Genomic DNA, 14868 nt, shown 5'->3' on the forward strand with positions numbered 1-14868 from the left:
GCCGCTCAATCCTTGGTGGTTTCGGCCGCTTCCCGCGCGGCGCGCGCCAGCGGCAGATCGTAGGACAGCGGCACGCGCGGACCCGAGAGCCGCGGACGCCGCCGGATCAGCACCTCGAAGACTTCGGCCAGCTCCTCGCCCACCTCGCGCCAGGTGAACAGCCGGTTGGCGCGGCGCACGCCCGCCTGCCCCATGCGGCGGGCCAGTTCCGGATCGCGGGCCAGGACGGCCAGCTTCTCGGCCAGGCGGTCGGGGTCCCGGGGCGGCACCAGGAAGCCGGTCTCGCCGTCGGCCACGCTGTAGCGGATCCCGCCGGTGTCCGCGCCCACCACCGGCGTGGCGCAGGCCATGGCCTCGACGGGCGTGATGCCGAAGGGCTCGTACCAGGGCGTGGAGACGAACACGTCGGCCGCGCAGTAGTAGCGCCGCAGCTGGGTGCGGCCGCGCCGGCCGGTGAACTCCACGCGGTCCGGCACGCCCTCCTCGCGCGCGATCTCCCGCAGCCGCAGCAGTTCGGGCACGTCCTGGTCCGTCGGCCGGGCGATGTTTCCGCCGACGACGCACAGGCGCGCATCGACGTGATGGTGGAAGCGCAGCCGGGCCAGCGCCCGGATGACGTTGTCGATTCCCTTGCGCGGCACCATGCGGCCCAGCTGCAGCAGGTAGAAGGCGTCGTCCGGCCAGCCGACCAGCCGGCGCGCCTCGCGCCGGTCCATGGGCGCCATCTCCTCGCCGTCGAAGCCGCAGGGCACCATGCTGATCCGCGCGGGGTCCGCGCCGTACAGTTCGATGAGGTCGCGCCGGTCCTGCGGGCATTCGGCGATGAGGCAGTCGGCGCGGCGCACGATTTCCTCCTCGATGGCGAAGCGGCTGTCGGGAAACCGGTCCGCCCGCGCCTGGTGGCGGCGACGCACCCGCCCGAGCGCGTGGAACGTCACGGCCAGCGGGATGCCGAACCGGCGCGCGACGGGCATGGACGCCATGGCCGACATGAAGAAATTGGCGTGAATGAGATCGTAGGGCTCCTCGGCCACCTCGAAGCAGTCCTCCAGGAAGCGGCCGAACGCCCCCATCAGCGGCAGCAGCTCCTCCTTGGGCAGGTAGCGGGCGGGACCCGCGGGCACGTGGATGACGCGGACGTTCTCGCCCCAGTCGATGACCGGCGGCTGGGACGGGCTGTCCAGCCGGGTGTAGACGTCCACGCGGTAGCCGCGGGCCGCCAGCTGGCGGGCGACGTTGGCCACGTAGATGTTCTGACCCCCGCTGTCCACGCCGCCCGCCGGCGCCAGCGGCGATGCATGCTCGCTCACGATCGCAATTCTTTGCATGAATGTTCTCCGGTGATTGCGGTGCCATGGCCTGGGCGCGGGGGCCTGGCGGCTGACCGCGCCCGGCGACATGGGCGTACGGCGGGGCACAGCAATTTCCGTGCCGCGCCGCTGCTCCGGTCTGCTTCTCCGCCTGGCCGCCGCGCCGCCATTCCGCCGCGCTGCCGCGCCTCCGTCGCCCGCTTCCGGGGCGTTGCCGCGGCACCGTCCGGGCACGCGGATTGCTTCCCGCCCTGGGACGCCGCGACGGCGCCGCCCTCATTCACCCAGCGGGAGGCCTGATGAACATTGCAATAATCGGAACCGGCTATGTCGGACTGGTCACGGGCGCGTGCTTCGCCCAAGCGGGAATCGACGTGACCTGCCTGGACAAGGACCTGCGCAAGATCGAGATGCTGCGGCAAGGCAGGGTGCCCTTTCACGAACCGGGCCTGGAAGCGCTCATCGCGGCCGGCCGCGCGAGCGGCAGGCTGGCGTTCCAATCGACCCTGGAGCCCGACCTGAGCCTGGAGCGGGCCGAGGCGATCTTCCTCGCGGTGGGCACGCCGACGGGACCGGACGGCCGCGCGGCCCTGACCGACCTGCTGGACTGCGCGGCGCTGCTGGCCCGGACCCTGACCCATGGCACGCTGGTGGTGGTGAAATCCACGGTGCCGGTGGGGACCTGCGAGCGGATCCGCACCCTCCTGGAGACGGAGTCGCTGGAAGCGCAGTCGGCCGTTGTCCCCCGGCCCCGCTTCACCGTCGCCTCGAATCCGGAATTCCTGGCCGAGGGACGCGCCGTGGAAGACTTTCTGCATCCGGGCCGGATCGTCATCGGCTGCGACGATCCGGCCGCCTGCCGCCTGCTGCGCAGGCTGTACGCGCCCTTCGACCCGGACGGCAGCCGCACCCTGACCATGGACGTGCGCAGCGCGGAATACGCCAAGTACGCCTGCAACGCCGCCCTGGCGGCCCGGATCTCGATGGTCAACGAGCTGGCCTGCATCGCCGGGCCGCTCGGCGTGGACATGCATGCCGTCTGCAAGGTGCTGAAGACCGACCCGCGCATCGGACCGCACTACCTGCGGCCGGGGGCCGGCTACGGCGGCTCCTGCCTGCCCAAGGACCTGCGCGCGCTGATCGCCATGGCGCAGGATCACGGCGAGCCCGCCTACATGCTGCACAGCGTGGAGACGGTCAACACCGGCCAGTGCGAGCGCCTGCTGGACACGCTGCTGGCCTGCCTGGCCTACGATTTCAAGGGCCGCTGCGTCGCCCTGTGGGGGCTGGCCTTCAAGGCCGGCACCGACGATCTGCGGGAGGCGCCCAGCCTCGCGCTGGCGCGCAGCCTGCTGGAGGCCGGCGCGCGGGTGCGCGCCTACGATCCCGTGGCGGGACGGTCCGCCGAGGCGCTGATCCCGGATTCCATGTTCGAGCTGTGCCCCGACCCCTATCTCGCCTGCGAGGATGCGGACGTGCTGGTCGTGATGACGGAGTGGGAGGAATTCCGCGAGGCGGACTTCGCCCAGGTGGCGGAAAAGCTGAATCTCGCCACCGTCTTCGATTGCCGGCAGCTCTACGACGCCGCGCTGCTGGAGCGGCACGGCCTGCGGCATCTGGAGATCGGCCAGCGTCCCGCGTCCATCTCCCAGCCGCTCACCGACGCGCTGCAGAACGCCGTGTAGCGGGGCCGCGCGGACCGGCGGACCGGCCCGCGGCCTTGCTCCCGCGTCCTACCCGGCGCGGTCGCGCAGGCCGGTGACCCGCTCCTGCTCGGCGCAGCGCGCGCAGCAGAAGATCTGTCCGTCCTTTTCCACGCCGTGGCCGATGACCGGCGTGTCGCAGTGGTCGCAGTGCGGCGCGGCGCCGGCGATCGCGCATTCAAAGCTGTCAAAGGTGTAGGTCCTGCCTTCGCGGGTCAGGGTGAAGGCCTTGTCGTATTCATTGCCGCAGGTATCGCATTTCGCCATCGGAGGCTCCTTCGCTGAAAGTGGTCCAGGGAGCCCCCGACAGGCAAGCGCCATGCCCGGGGCCCGGCACGGAGGCCGGGGCCCGCGGCCCCGGGACGCACGTTCCACGCCTCCTCCACGCCCCCCGTCCCGCGGCTTCCGGGGCGGCGCCGTCCGTCCCGGAAGCCCTCGGCCCGCCGCTCGCCGATCAGGGCCGGGTCCAGGCGGGATCGGCATACCCCAGCAGGCCGGCGCGCCGGCCGCGGCTTTCCTCCTTCACGCCCACGGCCGGGACGCGGGCCGCCGACACGCCGGCCGGCCGCTGGGGGCACAGGGCGCGGTATGCGCGCAGGTACAGCGGCGCCGCCCGCGACCAGCTGAAATCGGTGCGCATGGCGTTGCGCTGCATGGCCTGCCAGATGTCCGGATGGCGCCGGAGCGCCAGGGTCCGGTCGATGGCCGCCGCCATGTCGGCGGCGGAATCGCCGTCGAACAATACGCCGGTCGCCTGGCGCATCGATTCCAGCCCCCGGGCAACGCCCGGGTCCCGGATCGTGTCGGCCATGCCGCCCACGCGCGAGCCGATGGGGATGGTGCCGTAGCGCATGGCATACAGCGGCGTGAGGCCGAAGGGCTCGAAGCGGCTGCCGTGCAGCAGGATGTCGGCGCCCGCGTGCAGCAGGTGCGCCTCGGGCTCCTGGAAGCCGACGTGCACGGCGCAGCGCCCGGGATAGCGCCGGCCGAGATCCTGCAGCGCCGCCTCCAGGGGCTTTTCGCCCCGCCCGAGGATGCACACCTGCAGCTCGGGGTGGGACTCCAGGGCGCCGGGCAACGCCTGCGCCGCCACGTCGGCCATTTTCTGCCGGGTGACGCGGCTGCCCAGCGCCATGACGGCGGCGCCGGAATCCGGCGCCAATCCGAAGCGCTCCTGCAGCCGGCGCTTGCAGACCGCCTTGTTCTCCATCCGGCCGATGCTGAAGTCCAGGCCCGGCAGGTACTCGTCGGCCTGCGGATTCCAGACCGACACGTCGATTCCGTTGGGTATGGAGATGGAGTCGCCGGCGCGGTCGGCCAGCACGCCTTCCAGTCCGCAGCCGAACGCGGGCGTCAGGATCTCGCGGGCATAGGTGCGGCTGACGACGCTGATCAGGTCCGCATGGCGGATGCCGGCCTTCAGGAAATTGAGCCGTCCCCAGAACTCGGCGCAGTCGCTGGTGCAGAAGCTCGGCCGGATTCCCAGGGCCGGCGCGAGGTCCAGGGGAAAGACGCCCTGGAAGGCGATGTTGTGCAGCGTCAGCAGGGTCTTGGGCTCGTCCGCCCGCATCTGCCGCAGATACAGCGGCACCAGCGCGGCGTGCCAGTCATGGGCATGCACGATGTCCGGCCGCTGCACGCCGGGAATGCCCCACGCCACCCGGGCGGCCGCCTGCGCCAGCGCCGCGAAGCGCTCCGCGTTGTCGGGATATTCGTTGCCTTCGGCATCCGCGTACAGGCCGTCGCGGCGGTACAGCGCGTCGTTGCGCAGCAGCAGCACTGGCAGGCCGAGCGAGGGCATGGTCCCGGCCAGCAGCGTGGCCGTCCCGCCCGCCAGGCCCTCCAGCCGGGCGCATTCGTGCAGCGGCCCCGCCTGCTCCAGCGCGGCGGGATAGGCCGGCAGCATCAGGGTGACGTGGGTGTGGCCGGGGCGATGCAGGGCCCGGCACAGGCCGCTCACGGCGTCGCCCAGCCCGCCCGTCTTGGCCAGGGGAAATGCCTCGGCGGAGACCACCAGAATGTTCAGGATCACGGGAACCCTCCCTTGTCGTCGATACCGCAGTGGAGCAATTCGCGTGCCCGGCGCCTCCCGGCAGCCCGGTGCGCACCCCTGCGCGCGGGCATGGCGCTTGCTTTTGCCGGGCTCATCGCGTTTCGGAGAACGACATGGGCAGTGAAGCCATCCCGCGGCGGGACGCGCCGGACGCCGCGCGCATCGTGCTCGCGCATCCCCGCCGCCCGGACGCTTCGGCGCACGAAACGGCGTCCCAGGACGAACTGGCGCGCCGCATCGCCCGGCTGCTCGACTGTCCGTTCCTGACGGAGGCCGAATTCCAGCGGCTGCCGCACGCGGTCCAGCCCTACTGCGTGCCGGCGGAGACCCTCACCGAACGCGAATGCCTGAGCGACTCCAGGCTGGCCGGCATCCGGGGCGAGCAGGATTTCTTCGGCGGGCGGGTGCCGTACGGGTTCGTGGCCAGCAAGGCGATCACCCATGCCCTGGTCGACGCGCACGCCCTGCGGCCGCAGGGATGGTCGCTCCATTTCGGTGCGCGGGTGCGGGACGCGGTCCTGCGCGGCTACACGGCATTTTCCCGGGCGGAAGCCGTCCGCGCCGCGCGCCTCCTGCTGGAGACGGGTCCCGTGCGCCTCAAGCCCGCCCAGGGCAAGGGCGGCCGGGGCCAGCGCGTGCTGGAGAGCGAGGCCGCGGCGCAGGCCGCGCTGCTGGAATGCAGCGGCGCCGACCTGGTCAGGCACGGCGTGGTCCTGGAGGAAAACCTGGCCGACATCCGCACCTACAGCGTCGGACAGGTGCGCGTGGGGCCTCTGGTCGCCAGCTACGTGGGCGAGCAGATCCTGACGCGGGACAATGCGGGCGAGCCGGCCTACGGCGGCTCGGATCTGCGCTTCGTGCGCGGCACGCTGGCCGCGCTGCTGGCCGCCGGCCTGGAGGAAGACGAGCGCCGGGCCGTGGCGCTGGCGGCGGCCTACGACCAGGCGGCCGCCGACTGCTATCCCGGGCTGATCGCCTCCCGGCGCAACTACGACGTCGCGCGCGGCCTCGACGGCTCGGGGGCGGTGCGCTTCGGCGTGCTGGAGCAGTCCTGGCGCGCGGGCGGGGCCAGCATGGCGGAGCTCTGCGCCCTGGAGGCCTTCCAGCGGGAGCCGGCGCTGCGCACGGTGCGCGCCTATACCCTCGAACGGTACGGCGAGGCCGAGGCGCCCCCGCCGTCCGCGCAGCTGGTCTACCGCGGCGAGGACGAACGGGAAGGCCCGATGGTCAAATACGTCGGAATCTGCGCCCATGACGGCTGACGGTCCGGCCGACGGCCGCAACGCCCTCACCCTGCTCGTCAACGGGGAGCAGTATTTCCCGCGTGCGTGGCGGGTGATCGAGGAAGCGCGTTCGGAGATCCTGCTGGAGACGTTCATCCTGTTCGACGATCCGGTGGGACGGGAACTGCGGCAGGCGCTGATGGCGGCGGCGCGCCGCGGCGTCTCCGTGGACCTGACGGTCGACGGCTACGGCTCCGAGGGCCTGTCGCCGGAATTCATCGCGGGGCTCACCGAGGAAGGCGTGCACTTCCATATCTTCGACCCGCGCCCCCGCCTGCTGGGCGTGCGCACCAACATCTTCCGCCGCATGCACCGGAAGATCCTCGTGGCCGACGGCCGGGTCGCCCTGATCGGCGGCATCAATTTCTCCGCCGACCACCTGTCGAGCCACGGCCCCCTGGCCAAGCAGGATTACGCCCTGGAGGTCCGCGGGCCGCTGGCGGCCGACATCCGGGAATTCGCCCGCAATGCCCTGCGCGAGCCAGGCAGGACAGGCCGGCGCAGGCCGGCGCACGCGCTTCCGGACAGGCACGACGTCGCGGAGGGCGCCAACGCGCGCCTGGTGGTGCGCGACAACGGCCGCCATCGCAACGACATCGAGCGGACCTACCGCGCCGGCATCCGCCTGGCGCGCAGCGACATCATCATCGCCAACGCGTACTTCTTCCCGGGCTACCGCCTGCTGCGCGACATCGTGCGGGCGGCGCGCCGCGGCGTGCGGGTCCGGCTCATCCTGCAGGGGCAGCCGGACATGCGGATCGCCCGCTGGGCGGCGCGCCTGCTGTACCAGTACCTGAACGACGCCGGCGTGGACATCTACGAATACTGCAAGCGCCCCCTGCACGGCAAGGTGGCCTGCGCGGACGAGGCCTGGTCCACCGTCGGCTCCAGCAATCTCGATCCCTTCAGCCTGGCCCTGAACCTGGAGGCCAACGTCTTCGTCCAGGATGCCGAATTCACGGCGACGCTGCGCGAGGCGCTGGAGACCCTGCTGGCGCAGGACTGCCAGCCGGCCGCGATCGTCCGGCGGCCGCACGGCGGACTGCGCCACCTGTGGACGGCGGTGGTGGTGTTCCACGTGCTGCGGCGCTTTCCCGCCTGGTCCGGCAGCCTGCCCGCCCACCGGCCGCGGCTGGAGTCGGTGGCCGCGCCGGATCCCGTGCCTGATCCCGCGCCTGACCCCGTGCCCGATCCTGCACCGGGCGCCACGCCGGGCCCTGCGCCACATCGCACGCCCCATCCCGGCCCGGACGCCGGCGGCACCGACGGCCGGACCGATCCATGACGCCCCCGGTCGCCTCCCTCTGGCGGCGCCTGCTGGACTGGTGGCCCCGCATCGCGCGCATCCTGACGCTGGCCGTCAGCATCGTCGTGGTCGTGCTGCTGGTCAAGCTGGGGCGCGGGATCGACTGGCGCGAAGTCTTCCTGGCCGCGCGCGGCATATCCGGTCCGACCCTGTGGGCGGCCGGCGCGCTGGCGCTCTCGGGCTATGCGGCCTATTCCGGCATCGACTACCTGGCGCGGCGCTTCCTCAACCACGCGCAGACGATCTGGAAGACGCTCGCCATCGCGGCGGCCAGCTACGCCTTCAACGTGAACTTCGGGGTGCTGCTGGGCAGCGTGGGCGTGCGCCTGCGGCTGTACCGGACGCTGGGCCTGCGCCACGCGGCCACCGCCGGCGTGGTGCTGTTCGGCTCGGTGACCAACTGGCTGGGCTACTGCTGGATGGGCGGGATCTTCTTCTTCGGCGCGGTGCCGCGCACGCTCGCCGCATGGGGCATCCGCCCCGAAGCCACCCGGGCCGCCGGCGCGGTCCTGCTGCTGGTGGCCTGCGCCTACATGTTCCTCTGCGCCACCGCCGCGCGGCGCCGCTGGACGTTCCGGGGGCATCCCCTGGCGTTCCCCTCGGTCTGGATGGCGCTCGCCCAGAGCGGCCTGGCCGTGGTGTCCTGGAACATCGTGGCCCTGATCCTCTACCTGCTGCTGGAGCGGCAGGTCTCCTATCCGGACGTGCTGGGCATCACGCTGCTCAGCAGCGTCGCCGCCCTGGTGGCCCACGTTCCGGGCGGCCTGGGCGTCACCGAAGTGGTGTTCGTCGATGCCCTCAGCGGACAGCTGGGCGCCCACGAAGTGCTGGGCGCGGTCCTGATGTACCGCGTCCTCTATCAATGGGTGCCGCTGTGCGTCGCCCTGCCCGGCTACCTCGCCGTGGAGCTCCGGGCCAGGCACGCCAGTTGCGGTGCCGGCGGACACGACTTACCGGAGGAACCCTATGAACGATGAAATCAGGCAGGCGCCGCCCTGTCGCCCGAACGCGCTGGACACCCCCATCGACGTCGCCGCCATCCGCGCGGTGGCGCGCAACCTGGAGGAAGGGGCGGTCACGTCCGATTACGCCGGCCACCGCGAGGAAATCCTGGCGCTGCTCGACAGCGCCCTGGCCACCGAACTGCTGTGCGTGCTGCGCTACAAGCGCCACTACCACACGGCCACCGGCCTGGCCAACATGTCCATCAAGGCCGAATTCCTGGAGCATGCGCGCGAAGAGCAGGAGCACGCCGACCAGATCGCCGAGCGCATCGTGCAGCTGAACGGCACGCCGGACTTCGATCCGGCCACGCTGGCGCAGCGCAGCCACGCGGAATACGACGAATCCCTGGACATCCGCGACATGATCCGCGCCAACCTAGTCGCCGAACGGGTCGCGGTGGAATCCTACCGCCAGATGATCGAGAAGATCGGCGACGTCGATCCCACGACCACCCTGCTGCTGACCCGCATCCTGGCCCAGGAGCAGGAACACGCCGACGACATGCGCGACCTGCTGGATTGACTGGCGGGCGCCCGCGGGCGCCCGCCTCATTTCCCCGGCTTGGCGGGGGGCTGGGGCGTGGTGGAGACGGGGTCGCTCGCCGGAAAGGTGTCGTCGAGCGCGTCGTCGAGCGCTTCTTCCCTTTCCTCCACCGTCTTTTTCTCGTGCTGCCGCCGCTGGGGCGAATCGGGCGAAACCGGTTTGCCGCGGGGGTCCTGATGGGCTGCTTGCATGGTGTTCTCCTGCTCGGGTCGGAAGGAAACGGAGGCGCCGCGCGCCGCCCGCCCCTTCCGGGTTTGCCGGCCTGCCGGCCTACTGGACGATCTTCGCGCGGGGCAGCGCCTTGAGCTGATCCTTGGTGTAGCCCTGCAGGATCAGCTTGTCGTCGGAGCGCATGACCTTGTTGAAGGGCACCGCCACGTCGTGCTCGCCCATGCCCAGGAAACCGCCCGCGCCGATCACCACGTCGGTCACCTTGCCGCCGTTGTCCAGGACGACGTCCTTGACGCTGCCGACCTTTTCATCGTTCTCGTTGTAGACCGTTTCGCCGATCATGTCGCTCTTGACGCTCTTGCCGCTGATCTCCTGCGCCGCGGGGGAATTGGCGCCCGAGGCGCCGGCGCCGGCCGGCCCCGTGGTGCCCGGGCCCGCGTCCATGCTCCCGCCATTGCGGGTGGTGCCGGAAGGCGTGCCGGACGTGCCGCCGGTCGTGCCGAACGTGTTGCCGCTGCTGCTGTCGGTGCCGCCGCTGGCCGCGCCGGAGCCGGAACTGCTGCTCGCCCCGCTGGAGCCGCCGGGGGCGGTGGTGGATGGGGGCGACGAAGGGGAGGCCGGAGACGAAGGGGACGTCTGGCCATAGGCCGCGGACATCACCAGCGGCAGGGCAGCGCAAAGGCTGAGGGCAAGGGTTTTCTTCATGTGGATCTCCTGTGTAACGCGCCGGTATTGGCTGCATCCAGGCTCAAGCAAGCCCCATGCCCGGGCCGGCCGCGCGGGCCGGGCAAAGTACTTGCTGCGCAGGGGCGGCGGGCGCCGGGCCCGCCGTGGGCGCACCGGCAGCGAGGAAAGCCATGAATCGGGGAAAGCCATGCGTCGAGGAGAAACATGAATCGAGGAAAGCCATGAAAGCGAGCGAAAACGGCGGAAACGACGGAAACGGCGAAATCGGCGGGAACGACGAAAACGGCGGCGCGGCGGCGCACTCCGGCGCCGGGAGAGGAACGACGGGCCGCCCATGATGCTGCTCACGGTCAACGCCCACAAGGGATTTTCGAGCTTCAACCGCCGCTTCATCCTGCAGGACCTGCGCGCGGCGCTGCTCCAGGCCGCGCCCGACATCGTCTTCCTGCAGGAGGTGATCGGCGCCCACTCGGGCCATGCCAGCAGCCGGCCCGACTGGCCCACGCTGTCGCAGTACGAGTACCTGGCGGACACCGTGTGGCCCGAATATGCCTACGGACGCAACGCGGTCTATCCCGCGGGCCATCACGGCAACGCGGTCCTGTCCCGCTATCCGATCGTCTCGGCCGTCAACCACGACGTCAGCATCGCCGGTCCCGAACCGCGCGGCCTGCTGCATTGCGTGCTGCAGCCGCCCCAGATGCCCCGGCCGCTGCATGCCGTCTGCGTCCACCTGGGGCTGCGCGAAAGCCACCGGCTCCAGCAATTGCAGCGCCTGTGCGAACTGGTCACCCGCCAGATCCCGGCCGGGGAGCCGCTGCTGGTGGCCGGGGATTTCAACGACTGGCGCCAGCGCGCCAATGCCCTGCTGGCGGACTGTGGACTGCAGGAAGTCCATACCCGGCATTTCGGCCGCCCGGCGCGCAGCTTCCCCGCCTTCTGGCCGCTGCTGCGCCTGGACCGCATCTATGTGCGCGGCGTGCGCCGCTCCTCGCCGGGGGCGCGCGCCTCGCGCATCTGGGCGCGCCTCTCGGACCACGTGCCGCTGGTCGCCGAGTTCGATCTGTGATCCGTGCGCGGTTCCGGCCTATGAACATCCGTGTGCCTTGCCGGCCGGTGAACGTTCCCGGCCTGTGAACGTTCCCGGCCGGTGAACGTCCCGCCGACGGTTCACGCGAGGGCGCCGGCCTCCGCGCGGCCGCGCGCTCCCCGGGGAAGGGAAGCCGGGGCCGCCCGCGCGGCGCTTCCCGGCCGGTCGGGGCCATCCGGGCCGCCCAGGCCGGCCGCCTGCGCAAGGGCGCCTTCCAGCAGGCGCGAGAGGTCCTGCAGACCCTGTTCCAGGCTTGCGCCGAACCGCACGGAGACGCACGCCCGGCCGCGCGCCCGCAGTTCGCGCAGATCCGCCTCGGCCTGCGCCGCGTGGCAGGCGGCCAGCGGCTCCGGTGCGCCGTCCGTGCCGTCGGCCCACGCCGCCATGCGCACGAACAGATAAGCGCCGCACGCCGGCCCGCCTTTGTGGAGCTGGCCGCAGGAATGCAGGTAGCGGGGGCCGAAGGCCGCCGTCACCGCCCCGCCGCCGGCATCGCGCAGCTTCTGCTGCCAGCGGGACAGCCACGCCTGCGTCCCGGCGGTGCGCGGCAGGTAGAACAGCAAGGCATGGTAGCCGCCCGGGCCGCGGCGCAGCCACTGCGCCAGCGCCTGCTCGGGACCGGCCGGCGAGTCCGCGGCGCCGCGCGCGCCGGCATCGCGCGCGGCGGCATCACGGGTGCCGACATCGCCCGCACCGCCATCGCCCGCACCGCCATCGGTCGCACCGCCATCGGTCGCGCCCACATCGCTCACGGCGGGCTCGCTCGCACGGACATCGTCCGCGCCAGCACCACCCGCACCGGCTTCGCTTGCGCCCACATCCAGCAGCAGACTGCCCCAGCGCTGCCCGGCGGGCCGGTCCGCAGGCTCCGCTCCCTGCGCCAGCAGGCCGCGGGTGCGCTGCTTGGAGGCCTCGACGTCGGGCTGGTCGAAGGGATTGACGCCGAGCACGTGGCCGGCCACCGCGGTGGCGTACTGCCAGCGATAGAACTCCTGCGCGAGCGCATAGGGCGTTGCGATGCGCACGTGGACCACCGGATGGCCCGCGCGCGCCAGTTCCCGGCCCAGGCGGGTCCGCTCGTCTCCCCGCGCCGGCGATCCCGGCCCCTGCAGCACGACGAAGAGGCGGTCGGAGCCGTACCGGCAGGGCGGGCCGGGGGGCTCGCCGCACACCGGCACCAGGCCCCGCCCCTGCTTGCCGGTGGACTCCGCCAGCAGCTGCTCCAGCCACTCGGCCAGCGGCGCCAGTTCCTCGTCGGCCCAGAACGTGATCTTGTCGCGCCCCATCAGGGCCGCCTCGCCCAGCAGGGCGCCCAGGCGCAGGCCGACGTTGGCGTGGCCGTGCGCGCGCGGGCCGCAGAAGTCGCGCATGGTGCCCGCTTCGCGCAGGAAGGCGATGGGATCGTGGCCCATGAGCGCCAGCGGCACCATGCCGAAAGGCGACAGGACCGAATAGCGTCCGCCGATGCGCGGATCGCCGAGGAACACGGCGGCATAGCCGCCGGCCTCCGCGCGCGCGTGCAGCGGGGTGCCGGGATCGGTGATGGCGCAGAAGCGCTGTCCGACCCGCTGCCGCCCTTCGACCCGGGCCACGTGATCCTCGAAGTGCTGCGCCAGCAAGGTGGACTCCAGCGTCCCGCCGGACTTGCTGGCGACAAGGTACAGGCAATGCGCGACCGGCACCCGCGCCTGCAGCGAGCGCACCTGCTCCGGATTGGTCGAATCCAGGACGTGCAGGCGCAGCCCGCCCTGCGCCGGGGCGAGGACGCTGGCCAGCACCTGGGCGCCCAGGCTGGCGCCGCCCATGCCCAGCAGCACGGCATCGGTGCGCCCCCGGCTGCGCAGGCGCGCGCACAGGCCTAGCCAGCGGTGCGCCACCGCCGCCAGCCGCGCCGGGTCGGTCCAGCCCAGCCATCCGGCCTCGTCCCCGCCGCTCCACAGGCTGGCATCGCCGCGCCAGAAGCGCGCGCTCCAGTGCGCGCCGTCGAGCCGCCGCATGCGCTCGGTCAGGTGCTCGTGCAGGTCCTGCGGCAGGACCATGCGCAAGCGGTTCAGCGCGGGCGCCAGCCGCGAGGCGGAGGAATACAGCGGCGCGAGCCGGGGATGCGGCGCCGGGCCGGCCTCGCGCGCGGCGCGATCGATGAGAGACTGCATCATGACGTTCCTGTGCGTTCCTGCTGTGGTGAGACGCCGGCGGCAGGAGCAAGCCGCGTACCCGGGCAACCGGCAGCCGCCCGGCGCCCCCGGACACGCGGACACGAACCCGCCCGAATCCCTGAACCCCCTGAACCCGCGCCCGGACCCGCGCGTACCCGCGCAGAACCGGGCATGTCGCTTGCTCGCCCAGGCGCGCCGCCGCCTCCCCGGGCGGCGCCCGGGCGCCGCGGGCGCCGGAATGGAGGAATGCATGGCTCAAAGCGACACGGTACGGATCCAGGTGGCCGAGGACGCCATCGAGGGCACGTTCCTGACGCCCCGCAGCAAGGTGCCGGGCGTACTCTTCATCCACGGCTGGGGCGGCCATCAGGACTTCGACCTGAATCGGGCGCGCGGCATCGCCGCCCTGGGCTGCATCTGCCTGACCTTCGACCTGCGCGGACATGCCGCCACCGAGACGCGGCGCTCCCAGGTCTCCCGCGAGGACAATCTGCGCGACGTGATGGCGGCCTACGACACCCTCGCCGCGCATCCGGCGCTCGACAGCGGCGAGATCGCCGTCGTCGGCAGCAGCTACGGCGCCTACCTGGCCGCCATCCTGACCGGCCTGCGCAAGGTGCGCTGGCTGGGGCTGCACGTACCGGCCCTGTACCGCGACGATGAATGGTTCATGCCCAAGGACCAGCTCAACCGCGACGTGCTGCGCACCTACCGCAGCACCCACGTGGCCCCGGAGGGCAACCGCGCGCTGACCGCCTGCGCCAGCTTCCCGGGCGACGTGCTGATCGTCGAATCGGAACGCGACGACTTCATCCCCCACTCCACCATCATGAGCTACCGCTCGGCCTTCCGCCGCGCCCATTCCCTGACCCACCGGATCGTCGACGGCGCCGACCATGCCCTGACCGACAAGAAGGCGCAGCGGGCCTACACCGCGCTGCTGGTGAACTGGATCACCGAGATGGTCACGGGAGCCCGCCTGGCCGGCGCGCCCGTCCCCGGCGGAGAACGCCCATGAGCCGGGTCGAGGACGTCGCCCGCTACATGGGCCTGCAGCGCCTGACCCTGGCCACCGCCGAGTCCTGCACGGCGGGCCTCATCGCCTCGCTGCTCGCGGAAGTGCCGGGCGCCGGGCAATTGCTGGAGTGCGCGTTCGTGGTGTATTCGCCGCAGGCCAAGCTCCATTGCCTGGGCGTCGCGCCCGAGGTGCTGCAGCGGCACAACCTGACCAGCACGGCCGTGGCCCGCGCCATGGCGATGGGGGCCGCCGAGCGCGCGCGGGCCGGGGTGATCGTGGCCAACACCGGCGTGGCCGACGGCGGCGGCGCCGGCGTGCCGGCCGGCACGCAATGCTACGCCTGGCTGCTGCGCGGCGAAGCGGGCAGCCCCACCCCGCGGATCTTCGTCGAGACCTGCCGCTTTCCCGGCACGCGCAACGAAGTGCGCAGCCTCGCAGCGAACTACGCCATCGCGCGCATCCCCCGCTATCACGCGTTGTGGGTGAAGGGCGGCGCCTGAGCCGCCGCGGCCCACGGCGCCGGCCGGAACGATGCCGGCCGCG

The 14868-nt window shown here is 72.2% G+C and carries 14 protein-coding genes; 8 read left to right on the top strand and 6 right to left on the bottom strand.

Translation table 11 applies throughout. The features are described from left to right. Nucleotides 1–5: 5 nt before the first annotated feature. A complete protein-coding gene (locus BN940_RS12975; protein ID WP_084330682.1) occupies nucleotides 6–1328 on the bottom strand; it encodes a glycosyltransferase family 4 protein in 1323 nt (440 codons plus the stop codon). 281 nt (nucleotides 1329–1609) lie between these two features. Here BN940_RS12975 and BN940_RS12980 point away from each other — a divergent pair, with 281 nt between their 5' ends. Beyond that, nucleotides 1610–2995, top strand: coding sequence for a UDP-glucose dehydrogenase family protein (locus BN940_RS12980; protein WP_043683745.1), 1386 nt, complete (start codon nucleotides 1610–1612; stop codon nucleotides 2993–2995). Between the two features lie 48 nt (nucleotides 2996–3043). Here BN940_RS12980 and BN940_RS12985 read toward each other — a convergent pair whose 3' ends face one another. After that, a complete protein-coding gene (locus BN940_RS12985) occupies nucleotides 3044–3280 on the bottom strand; it encodes a hypothetical protein (RefSeq protein WP_043683747.1) in 237 nt (78 codons plus the stop codon). Between the two features lie 187 nt (nucleotides 3281–3467). Next, nucleotides 3468–5045, bottom strand: a complete 1578-nt coding sequence (gene glgA, locus BN940_RS12990; RefSeq protein ID WP_084330683.1) for a glycogen synthase GlgA — start codon at nucleotides 5043–5045, stop codon at nucleotides 3468–3470. Nucleotides 5046–5179: 134 nt separating this feature from the next. Here glgA and BN940_RS12995 point away from each other — a divergent pair, with 134 nt between their 5' ends. Genes BN940_RS12995 through BN940_RS13010 form a run of 4 tightly spaced genes read left to right on the top strand, consistent with a single transcriptional unit; the run spans nucleotide 5180 to nucleotide 9182 of the window. Beyond that, a complete protein-coding gene (locus BN940_RS12995; RefSeq protein WP_052355846.1) occupies nucleotides 5180–6328 on the top strand; it encodes a DUF3182 family protein in 1149 nt (382 codons plus the stop codon). Then, complete coding sequence (gene clsB / locus BN940_RS13000; protein WP_084330684.1) at nucleotides 6318–7634, top strand: cardiolipin synthase ClsB; 1317 nt, start codon at nucleotides 6318–6320, stop codon at nucleotides 7632–7634. The genes BN940_RS12995 and clsB overlap by 11 nt, the downstream gene beginning before the upstream one ends. After that, on the top strand, nucleotides 7631–8632 hold the full coding sequence (locus BN940_RS13005) for a putative bifunctional lysylphosphatidylglycerol flippase/synthetase (protein WP_052355847.1): 1002 nt from the start codon (nucleotides 7631–7633) through the stop codon (nucleotides 8630–8632). The genes clsB and BN940_RS13005 overlap by 4 nt, the downstream gene beginning before the upstream one ends. Continuing rightward, the gene (locus tag BN940_RS13010) at nucleotides 8622–9182 is read left to right on the top strand and encodes a ferritin-like domain-containing protein (protein WP_052355848.1); all 561 of its coding nucleotides are present in this window, start codon (nucleotides 8622–8624) and stop codon (nucleotides 9180–9182) included. The genes BN940_RS13005 and BN940_RS13010 overlap by 11 nt, the downstream gene beginning before the upstream one ends. A 26-nt stretch (nucleotides 9183–9208) precedes the next feature. Here BN940_RS13010 and BN940_RS13015 read toward each other — a convergent pair whose 3' ends face one another. Beyond that, nucleotides 9209–9394, bottom strand: a complete 186-nt coding sequence (locus tag BN940_RS13015; protein WP_043683750.1) for a hypothetical protein — start codon at nucleotides 9392–9394, stop codon at nucleotides 9209–9211. A gap of 79 nt (nucleotides 9395–9473) precedes the next feature. Beyond that, on the bottom strand, nucleotides 9474–10079 hold the full coding sequence (locus BN940_RS19055) for a PRC-barrel domain-containing protein (RefSeq protein ID WP_148304964.1): 606 nt from the start codon (nucleotides 10077–10079) through the stop codon (nucleotides 9474–9476). Between the two features lie 316 nt (nucleotides 10080–10395). On the opposite strand from BN940_RS19055, the gene BN940_RS13030 reads away from it, so the two are divergent. Further along, on the top strand, nucleotides 10396–11130 hold the full coding sequence (locus tag BN940_RS13030; protein ID WP_043683755.1) for an endonuclease/exonuclease/phosphatase family protein: 735 nt from the start codon (nucleotides 10396–10398) through the stop codon (nucleotides 11128–11130). A 101-nt stretch (nucleotides 11131–11231) separates the two neighbouring features. Here the strand turns inward: BN940_RS13030 and BN940_RS13035 are convergent, their stop codons facing one another. Then, complete coding sequence (locus BN940_RS13035; protein WP_052355850.1) at nucleotides 11232–13307, bottom strand: hypothetical protein; 2076 nt, start codon at nucleotides 13305–13307, stop codon at nucleotides 11232–11234. A 250-nt stretch (nucleotides 13308–13557) separates the two neighbouring features. Here BN940_RS13035 and BN940_RS13040 point away from each other — a divergent pair, with 250 nt between their 5' ends. Together BN940_RS13040 and BN940_RS13045 are read left to right on the top strand one after the other, a co-directional pair. Then, complete coding sequence (locus tag BN940_RS13040; RefSeq protein ID WP_043683758.1) at nucleotides 13558–14325, top strand: alpha/beta hydrolase family protein; 768 nt, start codon at nucleotides 13558–13560, stop codon at nucleotides 14323–14325. Further along, nucleotides 14322–14825 carry a CinA family protein gene (locus BN940_RS13045; protein ID WP_043683761.1) on the top strand — a complete coding sequence of 168 codons (504 nt, stop codon included), beginning with the start codon at nucleotides 14322–14324 and terminating at the stop codon, nucleotides 14823–14825. Before BN940_RS13040 ends, BN940_RS13045 begins: the two co-directional genes overlap by 4 nt. Nucleotides 14826–14868: the final 43 nt, after the last annotated feature.

The sequence above is a fragment of the Castellaniella defragrans 65Phen genome, assembly GCF_000612685.1.
GTDB lineage: Bacteria > Pseudomonadota > Gammaproteobacteria > Burkholderiales > Burkholderiaceae_B > Castellaniella > Castellaniella defragrans.